The sequence below is a fragment of the Roseibium sp. TrichSKD4 genome, from assembly GCF_000148725.1.
Taxonomy (GTDB): Bacteria; Pseudomonadota; Alphaproteobacteria; order Rhizobiales; family Stappiaceae; genus Roseibium.
In genome coordinates, this window is sequence record NZ_GL476320.1 from 823,175 (window position 1) to 849,300 (window position 26,126).

General features: G+C 52.1%; 23 protein-coding genes and 1 pseudogene. 15 read left to right on the top strand and 9 right to left on the bottom strand.

Going from position 1 to position 26,126, the window contains the following annotated elements; translation table 11 throughout:
• Both TRICHSKD4_RS30990 and TRICHSKD4_RS24635 read left to right on the top strand, forming a co-directional pair.
• Nucleotides 1-367: SCO family protein (locus tag TRICHSKD4_RS30990; protein ID WP_040617399.1), on the top strand; the 367-nt coding region annotated here is incomplete at its 5' end.
• The gene (locus TRICHSKD4_RS24635; protein WP_009759972.1) at nt 364-1,542 is read left to right on the top strand and encodes a cytochrome-c peroxidase; all 1,179 of its coding nucleotides are present in this window, start codon (nt 364-366) and stop codon (nt 1,540-1,542) included. The genes TRICHSKD4_RS30990 and TRICHSKD4_RS24635, both read left to right, overlap by 4 nt.
• Nucleotides 1,543-1,545: 3 nt before the next feature.
• Here TRICHSKD4_RS24635 and TRICHSKD4_RS31385 read toward each other — a convergent pair whose 3' ends face one another.
• The 3 genes from TRICHSKD4_RS31385 to TRICHSKD4_RS24645 form a co-directional block, all read right to left on the bottom strand.
• The gene (locus TRICHSKD4_RS31385; RefSeq protein WP_009759973.1) at nt 1,546-1,686 is read right to left on the bottom strand and encodes a hypothetical protein; all 141 of its coding nucleotides are present in this window, start codon (nt 1,684-1,686) and stop codon (nt 1,546-1,548) included.
• Between the two features lie 131 nt (nt 1,687-1,817).
• The gene (locus tag TRICHSKD4_RS24640) at nt 1,818-3,884 is read right to left on the bottom strand and encodes a hypothetical protein (RefSeq protein WP_009759974.1); all 2,067 of its coding nucleotides are present in this window, start codon (nt 3,882-3,884) and stop codon (nt 1,818-1,820) included.
• Nucleotides 3,885-4,108: 224 nt separating this feature from the next.
• Complete coding sequence (locus tag TRICHSKD4_RS24645; protein ID WP_009759975.1) at nt 4,109-4,777, bottom strand: alpha/beta hydrolase; 669 nt, start codon at nt 4,775-4,777, stop codon at nt 4,109-4,111.
• Between the two features lie 333 nt (nt 4,778-5,110).
• Here TRICHSKD4_RS24645 and TRICHSKD4_RS24650 point away from each other — a divergent pair, with 333 nt between their 5' ends.
• The 10 genes and pseudogenes from TRICHSKD4_RS24650 (at nt 5,111) to tenA (ending at nt 13,410) form a co-directional block, all read left to right on the top strand.
• Complete coding sequence (locus tag TRICHSKD4_RS24650; RefSeq protein WP_009759977.1) at nt 5,111-6,271, top strand: cysteine desulfurase family protein; 1,161 nt, start codon at nt 5,111-5,113, stop codon at nt 6,269-6,271.
• An 88-nt stretch (nt 6,272-6,359) separates the two neighbouring features.
• Nucleotides 6,360-7,832: a Fe-S cluster assembly protein SufB gene (gene sufB / locus TRICHSKD4_RS24655; protein WP_009759978.1), complete on the top strand. Its 1,473-nt coding sequence runs from the start codon at nt 6,360-6,362 to the stop codon at nt 7,830-7,832.
• Between the two features lie 86 nt (nt 7,833-7,918).
• The gene (locus TRICHSKD4_RS24660; RefSeq protein WP_009759979.1) at nt 7,919-8,191 is read left to right on the top strand and encodes a hypothetical protein; all 273 of its coding nucleotides are present in this window, start codon (nt 7,919-7,921) and stop codon (nt 8,189-8,191) included.
• Nucleotides 8,175-8,525, top strand: coding sequence for a hypothetical protein (locus tag TRICHSKD4_RS24665; protein ID WP_009759980.1), 351 nt, complete (start codon nt 8,175-8,177; stop codon nt 8,523-8,525). The genes TRICHSKD4_RS24660 and TRICHSKD4_RS24665 overlap by 17 nt, the downstream gene beginning before the upstream one ends.
• On the top strand, nt 8,518-9,270 hold the full coding sequence (gene sufC / locus TRICHSKD4_RS24670) for a Fe-S cluster assembly ATPase SufC (RefSeq protein WP_009759981.1): 753 nt from the start codon (nt 8,518-8,520) through the stop codon (nt 9,268-9,270). Before TRICHSKD4_RS24665 ends, sufC begins: the two co-directional genes overlap by 8 nt.
• A gap of 18 nt (nt 9,271-9,288) precedes the next feature.
• Nucleotides 9,289-10,611, top strand: coding sequence for a Fe-S cluster assembly protein SufD (gene sufD / locus TRICHSKD4_RS24675; protein WP_009759982.1), 1,323 nt, complete (start codon nt 9,289-9,291; stop codon nt 10,609-10,611).
• Between the two features lie 16 nt (nt 10,612-10,627).
• A pseudogene (locus TRICHSKD4_RS24680) lies at nt 10,628-11,871 on the top strand (cysteine desulfurase).
• Between the two features lie 11 nt (nt 11,872-11,882).
• Nucleotides 11,883-12,281 carry an SUF system Fe-S cluster assembly protein gene (locus TRICHSKD4_RS24685; RefSeq protein ID WP_009759985.1) on the top strand — a complete coding sequence of 133 codons (399 nt, stop codon included), beginning with the start codon at nt 11,883-11,885 and terminating at the stop codon, nt 12,279-12,281.
• A gap of 79 nt (nt 12,282-12,360) precedes the next feature.
• A complete protein-coding gene (gene sufA, locus TRICHSKD4_RS24690; protein ID WP_009759986.1) occupies nt 12,361-12,729 on the top strand; it encodes a Fe-S cluster assembly scaffold SufA in 369 nt (122 codons plus the stop codon).
• A 21-nt stretch (nt 12,730-12,750) separates the two neighbouring features.
• Entirely contained in the window at nt 12,751-13,410 is a 660-nt protein-coding gene (gene tenA / locus TRICHSKD4_RS24695; RefSeq protein ID WP_009759987.1) for a thiaminase II, read from the top strand.
• A gap of 83 nt (nt 13,411-13,493) precedes the next feature.
• Here the strand turns inward: tenA and TRICHSKD4_RS24700 are convergent, their stop codons facing one another.
• From TRICHSKD4_RS24700 to parE, 3 genes are all read right to left on the bottom strand, one after another.
• Nucleotides 13,494-14,549 (bottom strand): GGDEF domain-containing protein, encoded by a 1,056-nt coding sequence (locus tag TRICHSKD4_RS24700; RefSeq protein WP_009759988.1) that lies wholly within the window; start codon nt 14,547-14,549, stop codon nt 13,494-13,496.
• A 117-nt stretch (nt 14,550-14,666) separates the two neighbouring features.
• Nucleotides 14,667-16,082: a DEAD/DEAH box helicase gene (locus TRICHSKD4_RS24705; protein WP_009759989.1), complete on the bottom strand. Its 1,416-nt coding sequence runs from the start codon at nt 16,080-16,082 to the stop codon at nt 14,667-14,669.
• Between the two features lie 299 nt (nt 16,083-16,381).
• A complete protein-coding gene (gene parE / locus TRICHSKD4_RS24710) occupies nt 16,382-18,430 on the bottom strand; it encodes a DNA topoisomerase IV subunit B (protein ID WP_009759990.1) in 2,049 nt (682 codons plus the stop codon).
• A 567-nt stretch (nt 18,431-18,997) separates the two neighbouring features.
• Here parE and TRICHSKD4_RS24715 point away from each other — a divergent pair.
• Nucleotides 18,998-19,918: a tetratricopeptide repeat protein gene (locus TRICHSKD4_RS24715; protein WP_247642845.1), complete on the top strand. Its 921-nt coding sequence runs from the start codon at nt 18,998-19,000 to the stop codon at nt 19,916-19,918.
• Nucleotides 19,919-20,449: 531 nt separating this feature from the next.
• On the opposite strand, the gene TRICHSKD4_RS24720 is transcribed toward TRICHSKD4_RS24715, so the two are convergent.
• The 3 genes from TRICHSKD4_RS24720 to erpA form a co-directional block, all read right to left on the bottom strand.
• A complete protein-coding gene (locus tag TRICHSKD4_RS24720) occupies nt 20,450-21,445 on the bottom strand; it encodes an exopolyphosphatase (RefSeq protein WP_247642846.1) in 996 nt (331 codons plus the stop codon).
• A gap of 145 nt (nt 21,446-21,590) precedes the next feature.
• Nucleotides 21,591-22,373, bottom strand: a complete 783-nt coding sequence (gene xth, locus TRICHSKD4_RS24725) for an exodeoxyribonuclease III (protein ID WP_009759996.1) — start codon at nt 22,371-22,373, stop codon at nt 21,591-21,593.
• Between the two features lie 74 nt (nt 22,374-22,447).
• Nucleotides 22,448-22,789, bottom strand: a complete 342-nt coding sequence (gene erpA / locus TRICHSKD4_RS24730; RefSeq protein WP_009759997.1) for an iron-sulfur cluster insertion protein ErpA — start codon at nt 22,787-22,789, stop codon at nt 22,448-22,450.
• A 195-nt stretch (nt 22,790-22,984) separates the two neighbouring features.
• Here erpA and TRICHSKD4_RS24735 point away from each other — a divergent pair, with 195 nt between their 5' ends.
• Both TRICHSKD4_RS24735 and argS read left to right on the top strand, forming a co-directional pair.
• A complete protein-coding gene (locus TRICHSKD4_RS24735) occupies nt 22,985-24,202 on the top strand; it encodes a deoxyguanosinetriphosphate triphosphohydrolase (protein WP_009759998.1) in 1,218 nt (405 codons plus the stop codon).
• Between the two features lie 93 nt (nt 24,203-24,295).
• The gene (gene argS, locus TRICHSKD4_RS24740) at nt 24,296-26,065 is read left to right on the top strand and encodes an arginine--tRNA ligase (RefSeq protein WP_009759999.1); all 1,770 of its coding nucleotides are present in this window, start codon (nt 24,296-24,298) and stop codon (nt 26,063-26,065) included.
• The last annotated feature ends 61 nt before the right edge of the window (nt 26,066-26,126 follow it).

The following is a 26,126-nucleotide window of genomic DNA, read 5'->3' on the forward strand; positions in this document are numbered from 1 at the left end:
GGAGTGCATGGCCCCGGGTTTGAAAGACCATTTGCAACTTGTCACGATCAGTTTTGACCCGGAGCGAGATACACCGGAGGCTCTTGAGAGCTTTGCTTTTCCGGTGAACTCGGACCCCAAAGCAGATCAAAAGCTGGATTGGCACTTTTTGACCTCGACAGGGGATGAAGAACTCAAGCCAGTGTTGGATGGGTTTGGGCAATCCATCATGCGTGTTGCTGATAGTGACACCATCAACCACCTTTTGCGGATGTATTTGGTGGACGAGCAGGGCCGCATTCGGAATGTCTATGGGCTCGGAATGATCGACCCACGTTTGCTCATGAGCGATGTCGAAACGCTGTTGTTGGAGGCGAAGGGCTCGTGATCGGTTGGCCTGCGCTTAATTGGTTTGTGCTCGGATTTGCCTTGTTCTTGTCCTTTGGCTCAACTGCGTTGGCAGGAGACTGGGCGGATGCCGCAGTTGCCCGCAAAACCGAAGGTGCCCTCGGACTTCCCAAACTTGACCATCCGTCAGACAATCCGCCGAGCGCTGAAAAGATACGTCTTGGCCGAAAATTGTTCTTTGATCGCCGATTGTCCCTGAACAGGACCATGTCATGCGGCATGTGTCACATTCCGGAGCAGGGTTTTGGAAACTATGAGCTTCAGCGGGCGGTAGGGCTGGAAGGGCGCAGTCTCAGGCGCAATGCACCTAGTCTGGTCAATGTGGGGTATTACAAAACACTCTTTGTCGATGGTCGTGAGACGGCTTTGGAAACGCAGTTTGTGTCTCCTCTGATCGCCAAGAATGAGATGGCCAATCCCTCCATCGGCTATGTTGTGGAGCTGGTTAAAAGCCTGCCAGACTATGAAAAGAAATTCGAAGCGGCATTTGGCGGGCCAGCCACGCTGCAAAGAATTGGTCAGGCCCTTGCAGGCTATCAGCGCTCTTTGATTGCCGCGAACAGTCCGTTTGATCAGTGGAAGTATGGTGGTGACGAAACGGCTCTAAATGAAAGTGCCAAACGCGGGTTTGCGCTTTTCAGCGGCAAGGCGGGGTGCAGTCAGTGTCATTTGGTAGGGAAAGAGGACGCGGTCTTCACCGACCAATCCTTTCACGACACCGGCTATGGCTGGATGAGGGAGCAGGAAAGGCAAAACCCGCCAACAACCCAACCTGTAGAGGTATCTCCAGGAGTTGTGTTTCACATGTCCCGCAAACAAATAGACGACGTATCGGGACCCGCTTTACCCGACCTCGGCCGGTATGAAGTGACACAAGACCCTGCTGACAGTTGGAAGTTTCGAACTCCGTCCCTTCGCAACATTGAATTGACCCGGCCTTATATGCACGACGGCGGATTTGCCCGCTTGAAGGATGTGCTAGCGTTCTATAACGGCGGCGGAGCTCCGCATGATCGGCAAAGTCAGCTCCTACGCCCCCTCGGCCTTGAGAAAAGCGAACTTGCCGACCTTGAGGCGTTTTTGAAATCCCTGACGTCGCCGGACTTTTCAAAGCTTGCGGAAGAGGCCCGTGTTGAAGCGCCAGACAATTGGTAAGCGTTAGGTGGCCGCCGCTTTCATTTCCGATTGAAAAAGGTGGTCGTAATCGTCTTCGACGAAAACTTCCGCCGATTTTTGCTTTTTCCGTTTCGCCCGATACATTGCTTCGTCTGCCTGCCCGAGCAGTGTATCCCAAGTCATTCCCGGAGTTGCTACCGCAAGACCCCGGCCAATGAGCTGAAATCAACAGCCATGTTCTCCCGGTTTTCGGAGCTTTTGAATTTGTGTGACATGTACCTAGCAAAATTATTAGCCAAAGCTGCCAAATAGTGTCAGTAACCTCCACCATCATAAACGTTGTGGCTAACAACGACGTTAAATTGAGCTAGATTTGCTGGTACAGTAACTCTGTAGCTGTCATTTGTGCCAAATGATCTCGTGTAAGTGTATCTGTTGTCACCACCTCCCCTTATTGTATTGCTTATGTCGAATATGCCAGTCCCCGATGCTGAAATACTCCAATCTCCCCACTCTACGCCTGGGCCGATTCCCCCGTACAGTGTAGTTGCCCCAGCCACATTCGGTCCAACAGTCGCTTCTATTATTTGGCTGGCAAAGGATATGCCAGAGTATTCTCCTAACCTTTTAGATGATAGGAAGACCGAATTGCTTCCGCCAATCTCTACGTCGCCCGTTATGGTCGGCGAGTATTCTTGAAATGTTTCATTTAGTGCAGTCAAGTCTAAGTTATCAAGGTATTCTGTGTGTCCAGATGTTCTCAAGTAGTCCGCGAACGCCTCTGAATAATTAAAGTTATCAGTGCTGAGAGAGCCATTCGCCACCCATGTATTTGCGACAGAGGATTTTTCTGTATTAACACCATTCTTATCTATGTTAAGATTGAGAGTGGTTTTGTGTATGATATTGGGAAGGCACTTATTGTTAGTTTTTATTATGTTTTCTGCCCTAAAAAATACTTGAAAATCACCATTAAATTCTTTTCCAGCCCAAAGTTGGATTTTTCTACCTTGCATATTTGGATTTTCTCCAAGGCCCAAATCATTTTCCAATTTTATTGATGCAGGTGTCCGTACTTCCACGCGTCCTGACGCTCTCTCGGTAAAAGATTTGCTTTCAAGATGCCGATGCCGGGTGGAACCATCGTCAGCGTCAACTGTGTCGTCAGCGTCAAGTGTGTTTTTTTCGATGGAGATATGATCCATCTCTTTTTTGATTGAATTGAAACTGGCGTCAAAGAACTCTTTAAAGGTAGTGTCTCCTCGAGCATAATTGATGATTGCATGTTGAGCTGCGAGCCCGTTTATCTCGTAAGTTGCCTCTTTGGGCCCCATCTTGGAGATTGCAGCAAGTGCCAAGTTTTCTTCGGGTGTCGGTTGGATCTTCCCATCCTTGATCGCCTGAAGATAATCTACTGAAAATGAGCTGAGTTGGCCCTTATGATTGGAGAGATATTCATCTGCAATTCCGGGAATAATTTCATTGTTGTGGTCGTTGGCTAATTCACTTCGGATTTTTTCTATCTTGCGCTGGCCTTCTATATTCTGAATCTCGTCTTTACATGGAATATCCTTGTCGGTATCAGGTTTATCAGAGCCGATGTTGTTGATATTCGATTCGCTTTTTTGTTGTCCTGTAGTCTCATTGTTGCTTTTTGGTATTTTTATTACATTGCCATCTGGTGTTTGGCCAACGTCATAATTTTCATTTTGATTGCTTTGTTGACCCTCATTAGTGTTGATCTGTTCCTCGATCGGGCCGTTTTCTTGTTCGTTAAGTTGTTGTTGGAATTGCCTGGTAAGCGTATGGCGTCCAAGTTCGCCGAGCTCATGAATCAATAAAAATGGATTTGCAAAGGTTGGGAGTCCGAATAATTCACGTCTTTCTCGCGATTGAGGTTCAACGTCTAACGAAGCAAATTCATTTTGCAGCTTCAGTTGTTCCTCGCTGCTTTTTGGTATTTCTGTTACATTGCTATCTGGTGTTTGATAAAAAATACTATTTTGATCTTCTTTAACAAAGTTTCCAATTCCACCAACAAATCCATTACTCTGGTTCAGTTGTTCCAATATTTTTTGGCGATTTGCACTATGTGCATCTTGTATGTTGTTTGTAATATCGCCCAGGTTATTTTTGTTTGCAGCATTCAATTGGCTGGTTGTTGCGCTTACATTGTCATTAGCTTGTGCTTGGCTTCTGTTTGTTTCGTTATTCGAATTTGATTTTCTACCAGTATTACTATCCGTTGACGAATAATTTTTTCTGTTCTTTTCGTTCTTTTTTGCTTTATCGAGTTCTTGTTTAAATGAGGTTTCTTTGGTGTTTGCGTTGGATTTGGTCTCCGTTGATTTGTTGCTTGAACTCGTTTTTTCTATTGACATGATTACTCCCCCATTTCAGCAATTACTTGCAATTTTCTGAAATTTATCTTTTATGAATTAATAAAAATGTAGAGGTGGGTTGCTACAATGCGTGGTGTGTGCGTAAATTTGATGTTCGCTACGTATCCATTCTCTCGGTAGTTGGGTTGCTCTGAGGATATAATCTGAACAAAAAAAAACCGCCGGGTTGGCGGGTTTTTTCTTGGTTTGACGTCTCTTACAGATCAGTCGATATCAACGTAGTCTGCCGGTGTGAGGCCCAAGCGCTTGTCGACATAGTCGCCGCACCGACCCAGCAGCTCATCCACGTCGTTTTCAAAGAAGTGGTTGGCGCCCGGCAGGATTTCGTGATCGATCACGATGCCTTTTTGTGTCTTTAGCTTGTCGACCAGAGTTTGCACGTCCTTTTGCGGGACCACCTTGTCGTTCTCGCCGTTGATAATGAGGCCGGAAGACGGGCAGGGGGCGAGGAACGAGAAGTCATGAAGGTTGGCTGGTGGGGCAACTGAAATAAAGCCTTCCACTTCCGGACGGCGCATCAACAGCTGCATGCCGATCCACGCGCCAAAAGAAAATCCGCCAATCCAGCAGGCCCGTGCATCCGGATGAACGGTCTGAACCCAATCAAGTGCTGCGGCTGCATCTGACAATTCGCCCTGACCGTGGTCAAAAGACCCCTGCGAGCGGCCAACACCCCGGAAGTTGAACCGCAGAACCGCAAAGCCGCGCTGCGCGAACATGTAATACATCTGGTAGACGATCTGGTTGTTCATCGTGCCCCCGAATTGCGGGTGCAGATGCAGTACCAGGGCGATGGGTGCATTGCGTTTCTTTGCAGGATGGAACCGGCCTTCCAGCCGGCCCGCGGGACCGTTGAAGATCACCTCAGGCATGGAGCGCTATGTCCTTCTTATGATCGGCGTTGCTGTTGGCAAAGCGCATTGTGATTTTTATTCTGGATACGTGAAATCCCGTAAGTCTAAACTTGACTCCGAAGCTCCATGTTTCTAGAACCTTTTTTAGAATTGTTCGAAACTTGGGGCGGATATACAGAGGCGTGTCAGCCCTAATCCGAACTTCGTTTCACACGGTTGGCGACCGTTATCGTCATCAACGCGGGAAATTTCAAGCATTCCCTGAAGTTGACCGTAATATTTGGTCTTTTTTGGTCTCAGTCGAGGTTAGAGAGGGCCGCTTCATGAAGAAACCTGCCCTTTGAGGTGATGATGAAGAAGTCTGTCTATCTTGACCACAATGCTGGCGCGCCGCTTCGACCAAGCGTGCGCGAGGCGATGGTTGAGGTCATGATGGACGCGGGCAACGGCTCCTCCGTGCATAGTCACGGGCGCAAGGCGCGTGGGAGAATCGAAGAGGCGCGGGAGCAGGTGGCTCGATTGTGCGGTGCCCGGAACAGAGCGGTTACATTCACATCCGGCGCGACTGAAGCCAATATGACGGTTCTTACACCATCTTGGCAGGACCAGGGTGCTCCAGCTTATCTGGATCGGTTAATCCGCAGCGCGGTTGAGCATCCCTCTGTGATGTCTGGAGGCCGATTCGCAGCCAAGGGTCAGTCTGTTTTGCCTGTTGACGCCACCGGGGTGGTGAAACTCGACCAGCTTAAAGAGATGTTGGAGGCCGGTGGCCCAGCTCTGGTCTCTGTCATGGCAGCGAATAATGAGACCGGAGTGGTTCAGCCTCTGGCCGAAATTGGTTCCATGCTGAGAGACACCGAGCATTTTTTCCATGTTGATGCCGTTCAGGCTGCTGGCCGGATGCTGATTGATATCGAAGCGTGGCAGGCGGATGCTGTAACGCTGTCTGCTCACAAGTTTGGTGGTCCGCAGGGCATGGGGGCGATTGTTGTTCGCTCGACAGCGCGGGTTCCAGCGCCTTTGATTACAGGCGGCGGGCAGGAAAACTGGCGTCGATCCGGCACGGAGAATGTTGCAGGTGTTGTCGGCTTTGGAATAGCCGCCACTGATGCCTATATAGAGGCACAGGATACGGACGCGATCACAGCTTTGCGTGATCGGCTGGAGAGCGGCATAGCAGCGGTGTGTCCGCAAGTAGCGATCTTTGGGAACGATGCACAACGCCTTGGAAATACGAGCTGTTTTGCGGTTTGTGGCATTCAGGCGGAAACAGCACTGATCGCTTTCGATCTTGAACGCGTATCTGTGTCAAGCGGTTCGGCATGTTCCTCCGGCAAAGTGTCTGTGTCCCATGTTTTGACGGCAATGGGCATTGAGGAAGAGACAGCGCGCTGCGCGCTTCGTGTGAGCTTGGGGTGGGATACGCGCGAAGAAGATATCGACCGATTTCTGGAACTTTGGCCGGTCATCGTTGACCGCCTTAATCCGGCAGCTCGAACGCGAGCAGCCTGACCCTTTTCACGAATTTCAGTGCGGCTCGCTGCACTGACCGATCTAACAAACCAGCGGACGGAAGATCCGCGTATATGGAGAGACGAACATGCCAGCGGTGCAGGAAACAATCGATCAGGTGAAGGCCATCGATGTTGACCAGTATAAATATGGCTTTGTGACGGACATCGAGTCGGAAAAGGGCGCCAAGGGCCTCTCCGAAGAGACTGTCCGTTTCCTCTCTGCCAAGAAGAATGAGCCGGAATGGATGACCGAGTGGCGTCTGGATGCGCTGCGCCGGTTCCAGACCATGACCGAGCCGGACTGGGCACGGGTGGAATATCCGCCGATTGATCTGAATGAACTTTATTACTGGGCGGCACCTAAGTCTGTCGAAGGTCCAAAGAGCCTCGATGAAGTCGATCCGGAACTGCTGGAAACCTACGCGAAGCTTGGCATTCCGCTGGCGGAGCAGGAGATCCTGGCCGGTGTTGAGCCGAAGAACCGGGTTGCTGTGGATGCCGTGTTCGATTCCGTCTCGGTTGTCACGACCTTCAAGGAAGAGCTTGCAAAGGTCGGCGTTATCTTCTGTTCCATTTCAGAGGCGCTGCGGGAGCATCCGGAGCTGGTGAAGAAGTATCTCGGGTCCGTTGTTCCGGTCACCGACAATTATTATGCAACGCTGAACTCTGCCGTGTTCTCCGACGGATCCTTCGTCTACATTCCCGAGGGCGTTCGCTGTCCAATGGAACTGTCGACCTATTTCCGGATCAACGAGCAGAACACCGGTCAGTTCGAGCGCACGCTGATCATTGCGGACAAGGGCTCTTATGTCTCTTATCTGGAAGGTTGCACCGCGCCTCAGCGCGATGAAAACCAGCTGCACGCGGCCGTTGTTGAACTTGTCGCGCTGGATGATGCGGAGATCAAATACTCTACCGTTCAGAACTGGTTTCCGGGCGACAAGGACGGCAAGGGCGGCATCTACAACTTCGTAACCAAGCGGGGCGATTGCCGCGGCAAGAACTCCAAAATCTCTTGGACACAAGTTGAAACCGGGTCTGCCATCACTTGGAAATACCCGTCTTGCATCCTGCGTGGTGACAATTCTCGCGGTGAGTTCTATTCCATCGCCGTTTCCAACGGTCATCAGCAGGTCGACAGCGGCACCAAGATGATCCACCTCGGCAAGAATACGTCGAGCCGGATCATCTCCAAGGGTATCTCCGCGGGTAAGTCTCAAAACACCTATCGCGGCTTGGTATCGGCTCACAAAAAAGCGTCCAACGCGCGGAACTTCACCCAGTGTGACTCGCTCCTGATTGGTCAGGACTGCGGCGCGCATACGGTTCCTTACATTGAGAGCAAGAACGCATCTGCCCAGTTCGAACACGAGGCAACGACTTCGAAAATTTCGGACGACCAGATGTTCTACTGCCTGCAGCGCGGATTGAGCGAAGAAGAAGCGGTGGCGCTGATCGTCAACGGCTTCGTCAAAGACGTCATCCAGCAACTGCCAATGGAATTCGCCGTCGAATCCCAAAAGCTGATCTCCATCAGCCTTGAGGGAAGCGTGGGGTGATTTCAATAGGTCGTCATCCTCGGGCTTGACCCGAGGATCTATCGGCTTTGGAGGCAGAACGTAAGGTAGCGGAGAGCATTAGAAATATGGACGAGAAAGCGACAGATTTCAGCCGGTTTTACGGGCTCTGGCGCATTATCTCTCATCCAGCTTTTTTAGTAGTAACAGCGTTGGTGATCGGCGTTTTTGCTACTCGGTATTGGGAAATTGCCGGTCTGGTTGCCGGGACGTTTCTCGCACTTGCTGCGATCTCTTATTTTGTCAGGAATTGGCAATTTGAGATCATGAGCGAGGTGTTTGAGGGCATGTTCCGTTGGTTAGATAGCTTGTTAGGAAACGACAATGGGCCGCGGAAATGATCATCAGGAGTTGGCAGTAGCGCTAAGCCAAATCAAAGCCGCGGAACAGACCCTAAACGACGGTGATGGACTTGATCATTTGTGTCGTGTCCAGAAGAAAGAGGCTTCAGAACGAAGCATTGGAGCCTTTATCGCTATTTGCATTTTGATTTGTGTATTCGGCATTTTCGCTGGCTACGCAGGTTATGCTTCGGGAATGATGGGCTTTTTGGTTTTTGCTTATGTCGCCGTGCGCTTTTGGCGATACCGGATTAAGCAAAACAAAAGAGCAGAAGATTTGCGCCGGTTGGCGGAACAAAAAACGGATAGTGAAACGGTAGGCAACAATGCTTGAGATCAAGAACCTGCACGCGCGTATCGCGGAAGATGAAACTGAAATCCTGCGTGGGATTGACCTGACCATCAAGGCAGGTGAAGTGCATGCCATCATGGGGCCAAACGGCTCCGGTAAGTCCACGCTGTCCTATATTCTCGCTGGCAAGGAAGACTACGAAGTCACCGAAGGCGAGATCCTGTTCAACGGCGAAAACATGCTCGACATGGAGCCGGATGAGCGCGCTGCAGCTGGCATGTTCCTGGCGTTCCAGTACCCGATTGAAATCCCGGGTGTTGCGACCATGGAATTCCTGAAAACGGCGATGAACGCGCAGCGCAAGGCGCGCGGCGAAGATGCGCTGACCATTCCCGACTTCATGAAACGCGTCAAGGAGCAGGCAGCTCACTTGAACGTCTCCATGGACATGTTGAAGCGCCCGCTGAACGTCGGCTTCTCAGGTGGTGAAAAGAAGCGCGCTGAAATTCTGCAAATGTCGCTTCTTGAGCCGAAGCTCTGTGTCCTTGATGAAACTGATTCCGGCCTTGATATCGACGCTCTCCGCGTTGTGTCCGACGGCGTGAACAAGCTGCGCGGCCCAGACCGGGCCATGGTGGTCATCACCCACTATCAGCGCCTTCTGGACCACATTGTCCCCGATGTTGTCCACGTGTTGTCCAAAGGCAAGATCGTGAAGACCGGCGACAAGGATCTGGCGCTTGAGCTGGAAAAGAACGGTTACGCCGACTTTGTGAACGCGGCCTAAGGCGAACGGGAGAAGGACATGAACGTCACAGCACCCATAGCCCATACGCAAGGCGAGAGTGATCTGATCGCACGGTTTGATGCTGCCAGAGACAATCTGGCAGGGACCGTGTCCATCGGCGCGCTGCGCTCTGCAGCGCTGGAGCAGATCAAGGCCAAGGGCCTGCCGCATCGCCGGGTCGAAGAGTACAAATATTCCGACCTTCGGGCTTTCCTGAAATCAGCCGCCCCGCTTGCGGCTACTGCAGAGCGGGCCGCCACAGAAGCCGCTCTTGCTGCGGCTGATACGTTTGGCGATCTGGAGCGCTACAAGCTGGTCATTGCCAATGGCAGCCTTGTGGCAGATCTTTCGGATATCTCGGCGCTTGAAGCCGATGGTGTCTCGGTCACTGATTTCGTTGAAGCGCTTGGCAGCGGAAATGGCTCAGCACTTCTGGCGAACCCCATGACAGCCCCGAATGACGGTCTTCTGGCGCTGAACACAGCGTTTGTTCAGGGCGGCGTTGTCTTGAGCGTGAAGGCGGGATCGCAAGTGTCCAAGCCTGTTGAAATCGTTCACGTGGCCGCCAGCGAAGGCGCTCAAACAACCCGTTGTCGGGTTGAGGTCGGGGAGGGGGCAAACCTACGCCTTCTGGAGACCTTTGTCGGCGAAACCGGCTCTGGCGAAATCAACGCGGTCTTTGATTATCAGGTTGCAGACAATGCAACCCTTGCCACTACCCGCTTGATGATTGGCGAGGCGTCCGCACCGCGTCTGTTTACCTCCATTGCCCATATTGGCGCGGAGGCTCTGTTCAAGTCGCTTGGGTTCATTGCCGGTCCGGAATTCACCCGAAACCAGCAGTTCGTTCATTTTCAGGGCGAGAACTCGGAAGCCAAAGTCTACGGCGTCGGCATGGCGCGTGGCAAAGGCCTTGCGGATCAGACACTTATCGTCGATCACGCTGTTACACATTGTAACAGCCGGGAGTTCTTCAAGACCGTTCTGGATGATCAGGCGCGCGGCGTCTATCAGGGGCGGATCAATGTGGCGCAGCACGCCCAGAAGACCGATGGCGAAATGATGACCCAGGCGCTTCTCTTGTCAGAAGAAGCTGAGATGGCCAACAAGCCGGAGCTGGAAATCTTTGCTGACGATGTTCTGTGCGCCCATGGTGCCACAAGCGGTCAAATCGACGAAGACCTTCTGTTTTATCTTCGCGCCCGTGGAATTCCCGAGGCAGAAGCGCGCACGCTGCTGGTTCTGGCTTTCCTTTCCGAGGCAATTGAGGAATATGACGAGGAAGACGTGACCGAGGGTCTGGAGACCCGCGTTCGCGACTGGCTCGCACAAAGAAGCTAAAGAGGAGCAGCGCCGGATGACGGTCGCAACCGCAAGTACGATTGCCACATATGATGTTGATCTCATTCGTCAGGACTTTCCGATCCTGTCTCGTGAGGTTTACGGCAAGCCATTGGTTTATCTGGATAATGGTGCATCAGCACAAAAACCGACGGTGGTGATTGATGCGGTTTCTCATGCCTATAGGCATGAGTATTCGAACGTTCACCGCGGCCTTCATTTCCTGTCCAATACGGCAACTGACAATTATGAAGCGGCGCGCGAGAAAGTGCGCCGGTTCCTGAATGCGCCAACCGTTGATGAGATCGTGTTTACGCGGTCCACAACGGAGGCCATCAATCTGGTGTCCTACGGGATGGGGCACGAGTTTGAGCCAGGCGATGAAATCGTTCTCTCCATCATGGAGCACCACTCCAATATTGTGCCGTGGCATTCCACCGCGAGCGCAATGGTGCTGTCCTCAAGTGGGTTTATGTGCGTGAGGACGGCTCGTTTGATCTGGATGCATTCGTCGACGCGCTATCTGACAAGACAAAGCTTGTCGCCATCACTCATATGTCCAACGTTCTTGGAACGGTTGTTCCGGTGAAAGAAATCTGCCGGATTGCGCATGAACGGGGCATCAAGGTGTTGGTTGACGGCAGTCAGGCAGCAGTTCACATGGATGTTGATGTTCAGGACATTGATGCCGACTTCTATGTCTTTACCGGTCACAAGGTTTATGGGCCGTCCGGCATTGGTGTGCTGTGGGGCAAAACCGAGCATCTCAAGGCCATGCAGCCGTTCTGTGGTGGCGGTGAAATGATCCTCGACGTGACCGAGGACAACATCACCTATAACGACCCACCACACCGGTTCGAGGCTGGTACGCCGCCAATTGTTCAGGCAATCGGGTTGGGAGCTGCACTTGATTACATGGATCAGGTGGGGCGCGATAACATCGCCCGTCATGAAGCCGATCTGAAAGACTACGCGCATCAAAAGTTGTCTGAAATCAACTCGCTTCGCATATTCGGGACGACGCCGGACAAGGGGGCCATTGTCTCCTTTGAGATTGAAGGAGCGCACGCACATGATGTTGCAACAATTATTGATCGCTCAGGAGTGGCTGTGCGTGCTGGAACCCATTGCGCACAACCGCTTCTTGCACGATATGGTGTAACATCCACATGTCGGGCGAGTTTCGGCATGTACAATACACGGGCTGAAGTGGACGCTCTTTATGATGCGCTTTTAAAGGCGCAGGCGTTCTTCGGTTAGGATTTCGAGTGATGGAAAACGCAAAAACAACCACCGATACCAACGCTGCCGGCGAAGAAATGCAGGCGGAAGTCGCCAGCACATCTGCCATTCCGGCAGCGGAGTTGGAGCAGCTGACCAGCGATATTATCGGTGCGCTCAAGTCTGTCTATGACCCGGAAATTCCGTGCGACATCTACGAGCTTGGTTTGATCTACAAGGTCGATATCGAGGATGACCGTTCGATTAATATCGACATGACCTTGACGGCGCCGGGCTGTCCGGTTGCCGGTGAAATGCCGGGCTGGGTCGAAAATGCAGTCTCCGCCGTTGCTGGTGTCGGGCCGGTCAACGTTGACATGGTGTTCGATCCGCCGTGGACGCCGGACCGCATGTCCGACGAAGCGAAGGTCGCGCTTAACTGGTATTAGGCGCTCTGAACAACACCCTTTGAGTTTTAACCTGACTTCCTATATCAGGTTATATCCCGAGTTTGAAAACGAGGATCTCATGGCCGGATTTCAGGTGATGACACTGACTGAAGCTGCTGCAGAGCGGGTTAAAGAGCTTGTCGATAATTCTGACAAGAATGCACTTGGGCTGCGTGTTGGCATCAAGAAGGGTGGATGTGCGGGCATGGAATACACCATGGATTTGGTGGAGGAGGCACAGGCCGGAGATGATGTGATCGATGACAAAGGCGCAAAGCTGTTTGTGGATCCATCAGCTGTTCTGTTTCTGCTTGGCACTGAAATGGATTTTGAAGTGACGAAATTCCGCTCTGGATTCGTTTTCAAAAACCCGAATGAAACATCTGCTTGCGGGTGCGGAGAATCTGTTGCCTTGCAGGCTGCGGACCCAAGCGTTCTGCAGCAATAGTACTTTCAGGAAACTTCCAACTTGTCTTTATTTGAACGTTTGAAAGCGGACGCACCGGCTGCGTGGTCCGCTTATGTTTCTCATGACTTTGTCAAACAGCTTGGCGATGGCGATTTGCCTCTCAGTGCATTCAAGACCTATTTGGTTCAGGACTATTTGTTTCTGATCCAGTACTCGCGGGCCTATGCGCTTGCCGTTTACAAGAGCCCGACGGTTGATGACATGAAGGTCTCGCTTGACGGATTAAATGGCATTTTTTCCGAAATGGGACTGCATCTGGAACTTTGTGAGGGCTGGGGCCTTTCTCGGGCTGACATTGAGGCGGCACCGGAGCTGAACCAGACAATGGCCTATACCCGATTTGTTCTGGAAGCTGGAATGGCAGGCGATCTTCTCGATCTGCAGACGGCATTGGCGCCTTGCGTTGTGGGGTACGCAGAAATTGGCGCAGCGTTATCGGCGCAAACGGGTGACCTTATTGAAAAGAACCCGTATCGACGCTGGATCGAGGAGTATGCCAGCGAGGGCTATCAGGATCTGGCGAGGGCCTTTGGGGCTTGGATGGACAGGACAGCTGATGTCTATCTGACAGAGCAACGCTACGAGCGTTTACAGCAGACCTTTGAAAAAGCAACTTGGCTGGAAGCAGATTTTTGGCAAATGGGTTTGGACGCCAAGTAGCGGGTGCTTTTTCACCTCGGTCCGAATAAATTAGGCGGCAAAATATTTGCCGCCTAATTTACACGAACATGCTGTTGGTTCGGTTACGCCACTTGTTCGGAGGACTGTGCCAGATCGTCTTCTGTGCGAACGCAATCCCGACCATCATGTTTGGCCTGATAGAGAGCCTGGTCGGCGCGTGAGATCAGTGATTCGGCGGTATCACCAGATTGATACGTTGAGATGCCGATGGAGATCGTGATCCTGCCAAGGTTTTGACCCGTGGAGCGTTTCACCAATTCCTTGGATTTGACCGCATCGCGAATTTTGTCTGCAACTGTACAGGCATTTGCTTTGGGGCATGTCGGCAGGATGATGGCAAATTCTTCACCGCCATAACGGCAGGCAGTATCATTGCTTCGCACATTCTGCTTGACTGATAAGGCTACAAGGCGGAGCACCTGATCGCCTGTTTGGTGGCCGAACGTGTCATTGAACTTCTTGAAGTGATCAATGTCGGTCATCAGCAATGCAAAACCTGTTTCGGTTTCAACTGCATTCTGAATTGCCCGATCCAAGGATCCATCGAAGTGTTTGCGGTTGTTGAGCGTTGTCAGCTCGTCAGTCAAAGACTCGTGACGAATGGTCTCTAGGTTTGCCTGAAGCGTCTGGATCTGATTTTTCGACTCGAGAAGCTGGCCCTCCAACTTCCGGTTGGATTCGACTGCAGATCGAGTGGATTTGACCAAATGTGCAACGAACATCTGGATCTTGGCCGGGTCCTTCAGGTCCTTCATCTTTTCACCGGCCTTCTCTAGAAGGTCGCCGTAATCAGAAGTCGTATCTGCACTATGTTGCAGGGTGTCGACCAGGTCCTCGACTTCAGCGGAGACCTTTTCACCAAGCTCTTCCAATCTACTTTCCAGTCGGTTTGAAGAGAGAAACTTGTTGTAGATGCGGTGCATCTCTTCGGTATTCAACTGACCATCAGATTTAATCGTCTTGTTTACTTCGCGATTAAGTTCGTGATTGTAACCAGAAGAATAGGTGTACCACAGCTCGTAAGCGCGAGGGTGGGCCGGCAGTTTGTTCCGCTTGATATAGGAAATGGCAAACTCACCGTAGCCGATGGTCCGCTCGTAGTCGTCTTTTTCCGCCATTTGAATTCTCACGTAGAAGCCGCTACCAGCGCCCCACACGTCGGGCGGCTTACACTGGTAATTTCTACAGTAACAATTAATGGTTAGTTAAACTTGACGATAATTAGGTAAAAAATATCAAGATGCTTTTTTAGGGCGGGGCTCGCGCAAAAGAAAAGCCGGAATATGAACACCGCCACTAAATGCAGGCTCGTTATTTTTCTTTTCCGAACGTTTCTTTGTGTGTGTATTCATTGTGTCTCGCTGTTTTGGTCTGGCGTTCTTCTTTCTCTCGCCAGAATTAACATCATCCGCAACTTCAAATTTTTGAGCCTCTGCTTGCGCGGGTTGAGCTGTGTTGTCGTTTGTCGGCTTTTGGGTTTTGCCGCGTTTCCGACCCTTACGGGCTTGATGAGCAGCTTCAAAATCTACCGGATCACCGAGCCACTCGATATCTTGAGCGATGAGTTTCTCAATTGATTCCAGGTACTTTTGATCACTCCCGCTGACCAAGGTGTAAGCAACGCCCGTTCTTCCAGCTCGCCCGGTACGCCCAATGCGGTGAACATAATCTTCCGCGTGGCTGGGAACGTCATAGTTGAAAACATGGCTAACTTCGGGAATGTCGAGGCCGCGAGCAGCCACGTCACTGGCAATCAAAAGCTTGATTGTACCCTTTTTAAAGTTGTCGAGCATGGTCATGCGGGTTCGCTGATCCATGTCGCCATGAAGTGAGCCAACGCTGTAGCCGTGGCGCTCAAGAGACCGGAAGAGGGTGCTAATGTCGCGTTTCCGATTACAGAAGACAATTGCGTTGTTCAAATCTTCTGCGCCTTCAAGCAGCTCACGCAGAACTGCACGCTTTTCGTAATCCTTGCCTTCAGCAGCCCGCAAATAATGGCTGATGTTTTCTGAGGTTGAAGACGTCCGGGCCACTTCAACCCGGGCCGGATTTTGCAAAAACGTCTCTGTCAAACGCTGGATCTCTGGCGGCATGGTAGCCGAGAAGAAGAGTGTCTGGCGTGTAAACGGAATGAGTTTGCAGATACGTTCGATATCGGGAATGAAGCCCATATCCAGCATTCGGTCTGCTTCGTCGATCACAAGGACCTCCACACCTTGAAGCAACAGCTTTCCGCGCTCAAAGTGGTCCAGCAAGCGGCCCGGCGTGGCAATGAGAACATCGGTGCCGCGATCGAGCTTCTTGTCCTGTTCACCAAAGGACACACCGCCAATCAGCAAAGCAACATTGAGTTTGTGATTGGTACCGTACTTCTCGAAATTCTCCTGAACCTGGGCAGCGAGTTCCCGGGTTGGTTCGAGAATCAAGGTTCGCGGCATGCGCGCACGTGCCCGGCCTTTTTCAAGCAGGGTCAACATGGGCAAGGTAAAGCTGGCTGTCTTACCCGTTCCGGTCTGTGCAATGCCAAGGACATCGCGGCGTTCAAGGACGTGAGGAATAGCACCGGCCTGAATTGCAGTCGGTTCTGTATACCCCGAAGCATCAACTGCTGAGAGGACCTTGTCGCTAAGACCGAGGGTTTTAAATGTCATAGAGCTTATTGCCCAGATTTGGTAAACTGTTCACGGCCACTGTATTTTGTCAATACCTTGTGAAGCCGCGCACACCCTACCTCTCAATTTACTGCTGTCAACAAAGTTGCTGCTGATTCACTGAGAAATTTCTCGGTTTGGTTGATGAACATGAAGGTTCTGCAACAGAGTTGCGTTTATAGCCTTGTTTTTGCAATAAATCGTGTGATGTTGCGCAGGGCTTTATCGTGCAGGATATTTTTGTGTTCTGTGCCGGTTGACTGGCTCAATGGCCTTAAAAGCGTTGTATTTCGAAAAAATCAGATATCTAGGTCCTCAGCGAACTCGGCGTTTTCCTGAATGAAACGGAATCGAGCCTCTGGCTTGTTACCCATCAAACGGTCAACGGTTGTGCCGGTTTCTTTCTCAAACCCACTTTCGACGCCTACCTTGAGCAAAGTCCGGCGGGTGGGGTCCATTGTGGTTTCTTTGAGCTGCGCAGGCAGCATCTCACCAAGACCCTTGAATCGGCCAATGTCGATTTTGCCTTTGCCTTTGAAGGCCTTTGCAAGCAGCTCATCCTTGTGCGTATCATCGCGTGCGTAAAGCGTCTTTCCGCCTTGCGTCAGCCGATAGAGAGGCGGCACAGCAAGATAAAGGTGCCCGTTGTGGATCATCTCCGGCATTTCGCGGAAGAAGAACGTGATCAACAGCGAGGCAATATGTGCGCCGTCGACGTCGGCATCGGTCATGACGATGATCTTTTCATAGCGCAGATCGTCATCACGATAGGAAGACCGTGTCCCGCAGCCCAAGGCCTGAATAAGGTCAGCCAGTTGCTGGTTTGCAGCCAGTTTGTCTCGCCCGGCGTTGGCAACGTTCAAGATCTTGCCGCGAAGTGGAAGCACGGCCTGATTTGACCTGTTCCGCGCCTGCTTTGCAGAGCCACCCGCTGAGTCGCCCTCAACGATGAACAATTCCGTTCCGTCGGACTGGTTGGCAGAACAGTCAGCCAGTTTGCCCGGAAGGCGAAGCTTTCGAACCGCAGTTTTACGAGCGACGTCTTTTTCTTTCCTGCGGCGCAACCGGTCTTCAGCCCGGTCGATCACCCACTCCAGAAGCTTGTTGGCCTGATTTGGGGAGGCTGTCAGCCAATGATCAAAGGCATCGCGTACCGCATTTTCCGTAATACGGGTCGCTTCATTGGTGGCGAGCTTGTCTTTCGTCTGGCCAACGAATTCGGGTTCGCGGATGAAAACGGACAACATTCCACCGGCTGAGGTTAGGATGTCATCGCCGGTGATGATGGCAGCTTTTTTGTTGTTTGTGAGTTCGCCATAGGCTTTCAGGCCGCGCATGAGAGCATAGCGCAAGCCGGTTTCGTGCGTTCCACCTTCGGGGGTTGGAACAGTGTTACAATAGGAATTTACAAACCCGTCGCCTGCAAACCAGGAAACCGCCCATTCGACCGAACCGTGACTGCCGGCCTTGTCGGTGCGCCCGGCAAAGATGTCGTCGACAACGCGACGTTCTTTTTCCAGACGCTCAGCCAGAAAATCTTTCAGACCACCTGGGAAATGAAACACCGCTTCGGTTGGTGTCTCGTCTTTTTCCTTGATGAGCGCGGGTTCACAATGCCAGCGTATTTCAACGCCGCCAAAAAGATAGGCCTTTGAGCGAGCCATCTTGAGCAGGCGTTCGGGTTTGAAACCGGCTGACTTTCCGAATATTTCGGGATCCGGCTTAAAGCGGACAGATGTTCCGCGACGGTTGTGAGTATCCCCAACCAGTTCAAGCGGGGCGACCGGTCTGCCGCGCTGAAATTGTTGGCGATAGAGTTTACGGGTTCTCGCCACCTCAACCACAAGGTCTTCGGACAAGGCGTTGACCACTGACACGCCAACACCGTGAAGGCCGCCTGAGGTTTCGTAGACCTTTGAGTCGAATTTCCCGCCCGCATGCAGTGTCGTCATAATGACTTCAAGTGCGGACTTGTCGACGAACTTCGGATGAGGGTCGACGGGGATGCCGCGGCCATTATCAACAATCGTCAGATATCCGTCTGCGCCCAGTGTGACATCAATCCATGTCGCATGTCCGGCGACGGCCTCATCCATTGAGTTGTCGATAACTTCGGCGAAGAGGTGGTGGAGGGCTTTTTCATCAGTTCCGCCGATATACATGCCGGGTCGGCGGCGAACGGGTTCAAGCCCTTCAAGAACTTCGATATCCGCGGCCGAGTAGTCTCCGGCTTCTGCGGGAGCAACAGGCTGAGGCCGAGCTTGCGCCTTTTTTTCCGGTTTCGGTTTCGCCTTTGCTTTTTCAGAAAGGGCCGTGTTTCCAGCAAAAAGGTCGTCTTTTGCGCTCATTCAGGGGTCGCCGTCAGTGTTTGTGTTGAGTCCGCGCCAAGAATGGTCGCGAATCAGTGTGTGATTGTCGCAGGACAAACCCGGAACGGTAAAGCGCTCTCTCGGCTTGTCCAACATTCATCAACATACTGCAGGGCTTTGCCTGTCGGGGAGCGAAAGTCAACCGTATTATGCTGTCATTGGAATTACCATCATTGCATAAACTCCGATGGCGTTATCGAGCAGATGAGGATTCTTGTGTTATTCCTGCAACAGGGCAAAACGAAGTGAGGGGCAAACCACAGACTTGGGCAATTTGCCGTTGTTCGGCCACTTTTCGGAAACACCCATTGAGGTAGCGTAGATTTCGAAGTTGCTTGTAGCGACAGCCGCAACAAGGTTGAAGTTCAGTTTCTTCTGAGGCCGCAAGAGAACCGCCCTTTTGCCGTATTTGACACATGAGCGTCAATGAATGGACGAATTGGGTGTGTAGGCCTGATGTGAGCAAGAGTGAGACGTTTGCCTTTGTGACGAAGGCTGCGGAGAGAGTTAGGTAGCATGCGCCAAGTGCGGTGGGACAATAGCGATATGAAAGTGCAACATTCTCGGCTGAACATGAGAACACCCGGGCTGGGTGCGATCTGTCGTGATGCGTTGCGTTTCAAGTCAGGAAACCGGATTGCCGCGGTATGCTTATCAGCGGCATTGGTGGCCTCCTCGGCAGTTTTGACTGCTCCTGCTTTTGCTCTCGATCCTGCCTCTACCGAGAAAGAAACCTCAGCCATCCTTAGCCCAATGGAGGCTTTGCGGAGCGGTGCTCGAAAGTACTATTCGGGCGATAAGGAAGGAGCTCTTCAATCGCTCCAATACGCCGCCGAGAACGGTCAGCCGATGGCTGCCTGGAAACTCGGTGAAATGTACGCTCATGGCGACGGCGTGGCTGCTGACGACAAGAAGGCCTTTGAGTATTTCACCCAGATCGTTCGTGAGCATGGCGACGACCGTCCGGACGCTCCGGATGCTCCGTTTGTGTCCAGTGCATTTGTAGCTCTCGGGAGCTATTATCTGACCGGTATAAAGGGTGTCGTCCAGAAAAACCCGGCGCGGGCGCGGCAGATTTTCACACATGCGGCATCTTATTTTGGCGACGCGGACGCTCAATTCCAGCTTGGGCAGATGTATCAAGGTAGCAGTGAGCGCCTTGCTGTGCGTTGGTACAATCTTGCTGCTATCAAAGGCCATGTTGGAGCGCAAGCACGGCTTGGGGAGACCCTGTTTAACCTTGGGCAATCCGAAGCAAAGCAGGCTCGCGGACTGATGTGGATCACGGTTGCGCGAGACCAGGTCGTCGATGCCGAGGCCAACTGGGTTCTCGATCTTCATGAGCGGTATTTTGCATTGGCCAGTGAACCAGTTCGGTCTTTGTCTCGCAGAATGGCTGATACTTGGATTGAACGGAATCGGCCAGAACTCATGACAGCACAAACCGTGGCGGCAGATCAGAACTAAGGTGAGCGATTCTATTTCGTCGTTCGGTTGGCTCTGATCAGCCCTTCGTTTGATCTAAAAGCCTTGAACCGCGCGGAATTGGCGTGAGCTGATTTGGGGAAACTGCCGCCGTAGGGCAGGGTGCTGTGGTCATGTTCCAAGATGTATTGTTCAGGACATAGCCACATTGAGCCATTCTTGGCCCATCTGAACCTTTAAGGCAGATGAGATCTCCAACTTGATAATCAACACCCTTATAGCGGCAGGTGCACGAGGATGATTGTGCCTTGGATGTTGAAACAAAGGAGAAGATTGTCAGAGGGAAGCATAGAATCAGCGCAAATAGGACTTTACGAAGTCGTGTTGACTGCGTTTGAAAGTGCCCGGGTGAAGCCGTCTGGCCGGGCTGACTGCGGCCAATCCTTATCCCATTAGAGAAAAAGGGTACCATGACGAGTGGTATCTGCAAGTCAATCTTACGCTGCGTTGCGAAAGGTAAGGTCGGAGCGTATCTTCGCTCTACGCTCCGACTGCATAGTCTTGTTACGGTGATTATTTGGCAGAATCGGACTTTATAGTCTCAATCAGCTCTACAAGTGTTTCTTCAGCTTTTGGTGTGTCGATCTGACATGTGCCCGCCGCAGTGTGGCCGCCACCGCCATATTTCAGCATCAGCTCGCCAACATGTGTCGGGTTCGAGCGGTCAAAAATCGACTTACCGAATGCAAACACCGTGTTTTGCTTCGCCTTGCCCCACATGACATGGCACGAAATGTTCGTCTCTGGGAAGAGCGCGTAGATCATGAAGCGATTGCCGGAAAAGATTGTCTCTTCATCGCGCAGATCCAGAACCGCAAGAGGACCATGCACTGTCGTGCAACGCTTGATCTGATCCTCGAACTTGTCCTTGTGGGACATGAACAGATCGATTCGCTCTGCAACATCCGGCAGTTCAAGCAGTTTTTCGATATTGGGCTCATCCCGGCAGAAATCAATCAGCTGCATCATCAGCTGGTAATTTGAAATGCGGAAATCGCGGAAACGGCCGAGGCCTGTGCGTGCATCCATCAGGAAGGACAGAAGTTCCCAGCTTTGCGGGTTGAGGACATCTTCGCGTGTGAACTGTGCCGCGTCGGCCTTGTCCACCGCGTGCATCATATCATCAGTGACTTTTGGAAACTTCGCATTTCCGCCGAAATAGTCATAGACGACACGGGCTGCTGACGGTGCAGATGGATCAATGATGTGATTGCCGTAATACGCGTCAACTCGCTTTGTTTCACTGTCATGGTGATCAAAGGCCAAGCCGACGCCGGGAACATATGGCAGGTTTGTTGTGATGTCGTTTGGCGTCACTTCAATGATGCCGTCTTGCATATCCTTCGGGTGGGCGAAAGTGATTTCACCGACAAGACCCAAGTCTTTGAGCAAAACGGCACAAACCAGACCGTCCATGTCCGAACGTGTAATGAGCCGGTATCCGCCCTCGGGTTTTTCGTCGAAAATAGATCCGAGCGTTGGCATTGCGGACTGTTCATGCACATTCATCTAAAAAGACCCCACGTTTTAAAAGTTGAGTGTGAGACTTTCACATAATTGTTAAAATAAACTGGACATTTTCAGAAAGACCATAGTGAAATTGAATAACCGATATTAATTGCTATTCTCAATAATGAATATACTTCTGCATTCATTACGCGGCTAGATTCACCCATACTGGTACGTGGTCGGACGGTTTTTCCCAGCCACGCACGTGTTTGTCGATACCACAACCGGCCATCAGGTCGCTGGCTTGAGGTGACAACAAGATGTGGTCAATTCTAATGCCGTTGTTTTTTTGCCAAGCTCCGGCCTGATAGTCCCAAAAGGTGAAGGTTTCTGGTGCATCCGTACAGGCACGCACAGCCTCGGTAAAACCAAGATGTGTCAGGGTCCTGAACTTTTGACGGCTTTCAGGTTGGAAGAGCGCGTCATTTCCCCAGTTCTCCGGGTTTTTGGCGTCCATCGGATCAGGGATCACGTTGTAATCGCCCAACAGCAGATAGGGGATTTCATCATCAAGGCGCCGTTTTGCGTGGGCGATCAGGCGATCCATCCAACCGAGTTTGTAGGGGAATTTCTCGGTCCCGAGCGGATTGCCATTGGGAAGATAAAGGCAGCCAACTCGCACAACACCATTGTCCGTTGAAACCGTTCCTTCGATGAAACGGGCCTGTTCGTCGCTATCATCGCCGGGCAATCCACGTTGGACATCTTCCAGCGGGCGATTTGACAGCAAGGCAACGCCGTTAAAGCTCTTTTGCCCATGCGTTTTAACGTTATAGCCGAGTTCTTCAATCGCTTCGCGTGGAAAATTCTCATCGACAGATTTGATTTCCTGAAGACAGGCGATTTCCGGTTCTGCTTCCTGGAGCCACGCGAGAACAGTGTCGAGGCGCGCCTTGACGCCATTGATATTCCACGTGGCAATTTTCATTTGGTTCGTCTTTCAGAGAAGAAAATAGCGTCCCGGCTGAGTATTTGTCAGCCGGGGAAGGAGCTGGTTGGATTCTATATCGTAAAGCTCGTTCCGCAGCCGCAACCAGCGACCGCATTCGGATTGTTGATCTGAAAGGACTGGCCGATCAGATCATCCACGAAATCAATTTCTGATCCATCCATGTATTGCAGAGAAATACTGTCGATCAGGACGGTAACACCACCTTTGCCGATCGCCAGGTCGTCGTCCTCTCGCTGTTGAACCAGATCGTATTTGTATTGAAGCCCGGAGCATCCGCCGCCTTCAACACTGACGCGCAGCATGCTGCCTTGAGGTTCTGAGGACAGAATCTTAGCGATGCGCTTGGCAGCACGGTCACTGACTGTTACGGGATGTTCGAGTGTTTCGGTCATCGCCTTTGCCTTGAACTTGCGTATTTCCTGTCATCATTCGAAGACGACCGGGAAAAGCTGACTTTATAGCATAGGTATGATGGCATGGTGCCCACGTCAATGATGGCAGAGCTGGCTAGCAACGTCATTCGTGGGTAATGCAAAGAAGATATTCGGTGGGACTGAGGACCGGGTATCAAGGGTTTGTGGGGAGTTATGAGACCAGGTATCGGGTATGGCGCGCAGCCGAGAGCAGATTTTGCCGAACATCCGGGGCAGAGCAGGGGGCGTCTGGTTCCCGAACAGGAGAGCCCGACCCGGACGCCTTACCAGCGGGACCGGGATCGCATCATCCATTCCTCCGCTTTTCGGCGGCTGAAGCACAAGACTCAGGTCTTCGTGTATCACGAGGGCGATCATTTCCGCACGCGGCTGACACACACGATTGAGGTTTCTCAAATTGCCCGGTCTCTGGCTCGCGCACTAAGGCTCGATGAGGACTTGGCAGAATGCCTTGCTCTTGCACATGACCTTGGCCACACGCCTTTTGGCCATGAGGGGGAAGATGTCATGCACGAATGCATGGCAGGCTTCGACGGGTTTGATCATAACGCGCAATCGCTTCGCGTTGTGACCCACCTTGAACAACGGTATGCCGAGTTTGACGGCCTAAATCTCTCCTGGGAAACGTTGGAAGGGTTGGTCAAGCACAATGGTCCGCTGGTCTCGAATGATGGCGCGCCGCTAGGCAAGTTTGCAGGAAGCGAATTGCCGTTTGCTATCCGGGAATATGTGGCGCAACAGGACTTGTTGCTCGGTACTTGGCCCGGTGGTGAGGCGCAGGCTGCAGCGATAGCAGATGACATTGCCTATGACGCCCATGACCTTGATGACGGCTTGAGAGCTGGATTGATCCAAATTGAGGACTTGAAAGAAGTTCCGTTTTTGCGATCCATTCTGGAAGAGGTGGATGGGAGATATCCGGGTCTGGAAGAGCAGCGCCGCATTCATGAGATCGTGCGCTGCTCGATCACGCGAATGGTCGAAGATGTTATCGCACACAGTTATAGCCAGATTGAAAAGCTAGGACCTAAGTCAGCTGATGATGTTCGCCATGCTGGTGCGTGTCTTGTTGGGTTCTCGCCGGACATGATCGCGCAAGAAAAGGAAGTGAAACGGTTTCTTTTCGCGCGAGTTTATCGTCATCCGGATGTTCTGGCAGTGCGGAAGCTGGTTGCCGATGTGGTGCGGGATTTGTTTGCGCGCTTCATGAAAGAACCTAGAGTCATGCCCGCGCCCTGGAGCAAGGATCTCGACAAACTGACAGAAGCGGCGCTCGCGCGTCGGGTCTGTGATTACATTGCGGGAATGACGGATCGGTACGCAATTGACGAGCACCGCCGATTGTTTGACCACACGCCGGAATTGGGGTAGGCCCTCGCCAACAATTCATCAGGCCCGCAACACCGTGATTGTAATCTGCGGTGTGCGGGCTCTTTGTGTACTACGGGATACCGGTTGGCGGTCATGAACATCTTCACAGAGTTTTCCGAGCGTGTGAAAGACATGCTCAAGGGTTTGGACCTTCAGACAAAGGATGGGGCAGCGCCGGACCTTTCTCGCGTAACGGTCGAATCCCCGCGTGATCCCGCTCATGGCGATCTGGCGACAAATGCAGCCATGGTGTTGTCCAAACAAGTGGGCATGAAGCCGCGTGATTTGGCCGAAAAGCTCGCCGAGGCGCTAAAAAACGATCCGGATGTTCAGGACGTTGATGTTGCGGGGCCAGGCTTCATCAACATGCGGCTGGCCCATTCTGTGTGGCAGAAGGTTTTGAAGTCTGTTCTGGAGCAGGGCCAAGACTTTGGCCGATCTGATTTTGGCGGCGGCAAGAAAACGAATGTTGAATACGTTTCGGCCAACCCAACCGGTCCTATGCACGTGGGGCACACGCGCGGAGCTGTCGTTGGCGATGTGCTGGCCAATCTGCTGGCTTTTGCAGGTTACGATGTCACGCGTGAGTACTATATCAATGACGCGGGATCGCAGATTGACACGCTCGCACGCAGCGCATTCCTGCGCTATCGCGAAGCTCTTGGCGAAGACATCGGCGAGATCCCGGCAGGGCTATACCCCGGCGACTATCTGAAGCCTGTGGGTGAAAAACTGGCGGCCGACTACAAAGAAAGTTTGAAAGACAAGCCGGAAGAAGAGTGGCTGCCGGTCGTCAAGGGCCTTTCCATCTCCATGATGATGGATATGATCCGCGAAGACCTTGCCAGCTTGAACGTTCATCATGACGTCTTCTTTTCTGAGCGGACATTGCATAGTCGGGGTGAGGGCAACGTCTCCAAAATCGATGAAATGCTCGATGCCCTGCGGAATCGGGACCTTGTGTATCAAGGTACTTTGCCGCCGCCGAAGGGACAAGTTCCTGACGACTGGGAAGACCGGGAGCAGACCCTGTTCCGTGCAAGCGATTATGGAGATGACACGGATCGCGCGCTGAAGAAGTCAGATGGTTCTTATACGTACTTTGCCGCTGACGTCGCTTATTTTCGTGACAAATTCCAGCGTGATTTCAAAGAAATGATCTACGTTCTGGGCGCGGACCATAGCGGCTACGCCAAGCGGCTTCAGGCTGTTGGTAAAGCTGTTTCGGATAGCCAGGCAGAGGTGGTGGTTCGCTTCTGCCAACTGGTCAAGCTGTTCCGGGGCGGTGAACCGTTCAAGATGTCCAAGCGGTCCGGAGACTTCATCACGCTCCGTGATGTGGTCGACGAGGTTGGCCGGGATCCTGTTCGGTTCATGATGCTTTACCGGAAAAACGATGCCCCGCTGGATTTTGATTTCCAGAAGGTTACAGAGCAATCCAAGGATAATCCGGTCTTTTATGTTCAGTACGGCCACGCCCGTTGTCGGTCTGTCATGCGGCAAGCTGCAGAAGAACTCTCGGGTGTCGCAATTGATGACAAGGCGCTCGCTGAAGCGGACTTTTCTGCGCTGACTGATTCGGGAGAATTGGAGCTTTTGGCAAAAATGGCCGTTTGGCCGAAGATTGTTGAAGCTGCGGCCGAAACACATGAGCCGCACCGGATTGCGTTTTACCTGCACGATCTCGCCAGTTCTTTGCATGGACACTGGAATCGGGGCAAGGAATTGCCGCAATTACGTTTTATTAACGCTGACGACACCAAATTGACTGTGGCACGACTCGCAATGGTCCGGGCTGTGTCTTCGGTGATCGCTTCGGGACTATCGGTTCTCGGCGTAGATGCACCGGAAGAAATGCGCTGAAAATTGCGTTATCTGCTCTTGTCGTCTAGCTTTGTACTGCAGAGGCAAGAAGTTGTTTGAC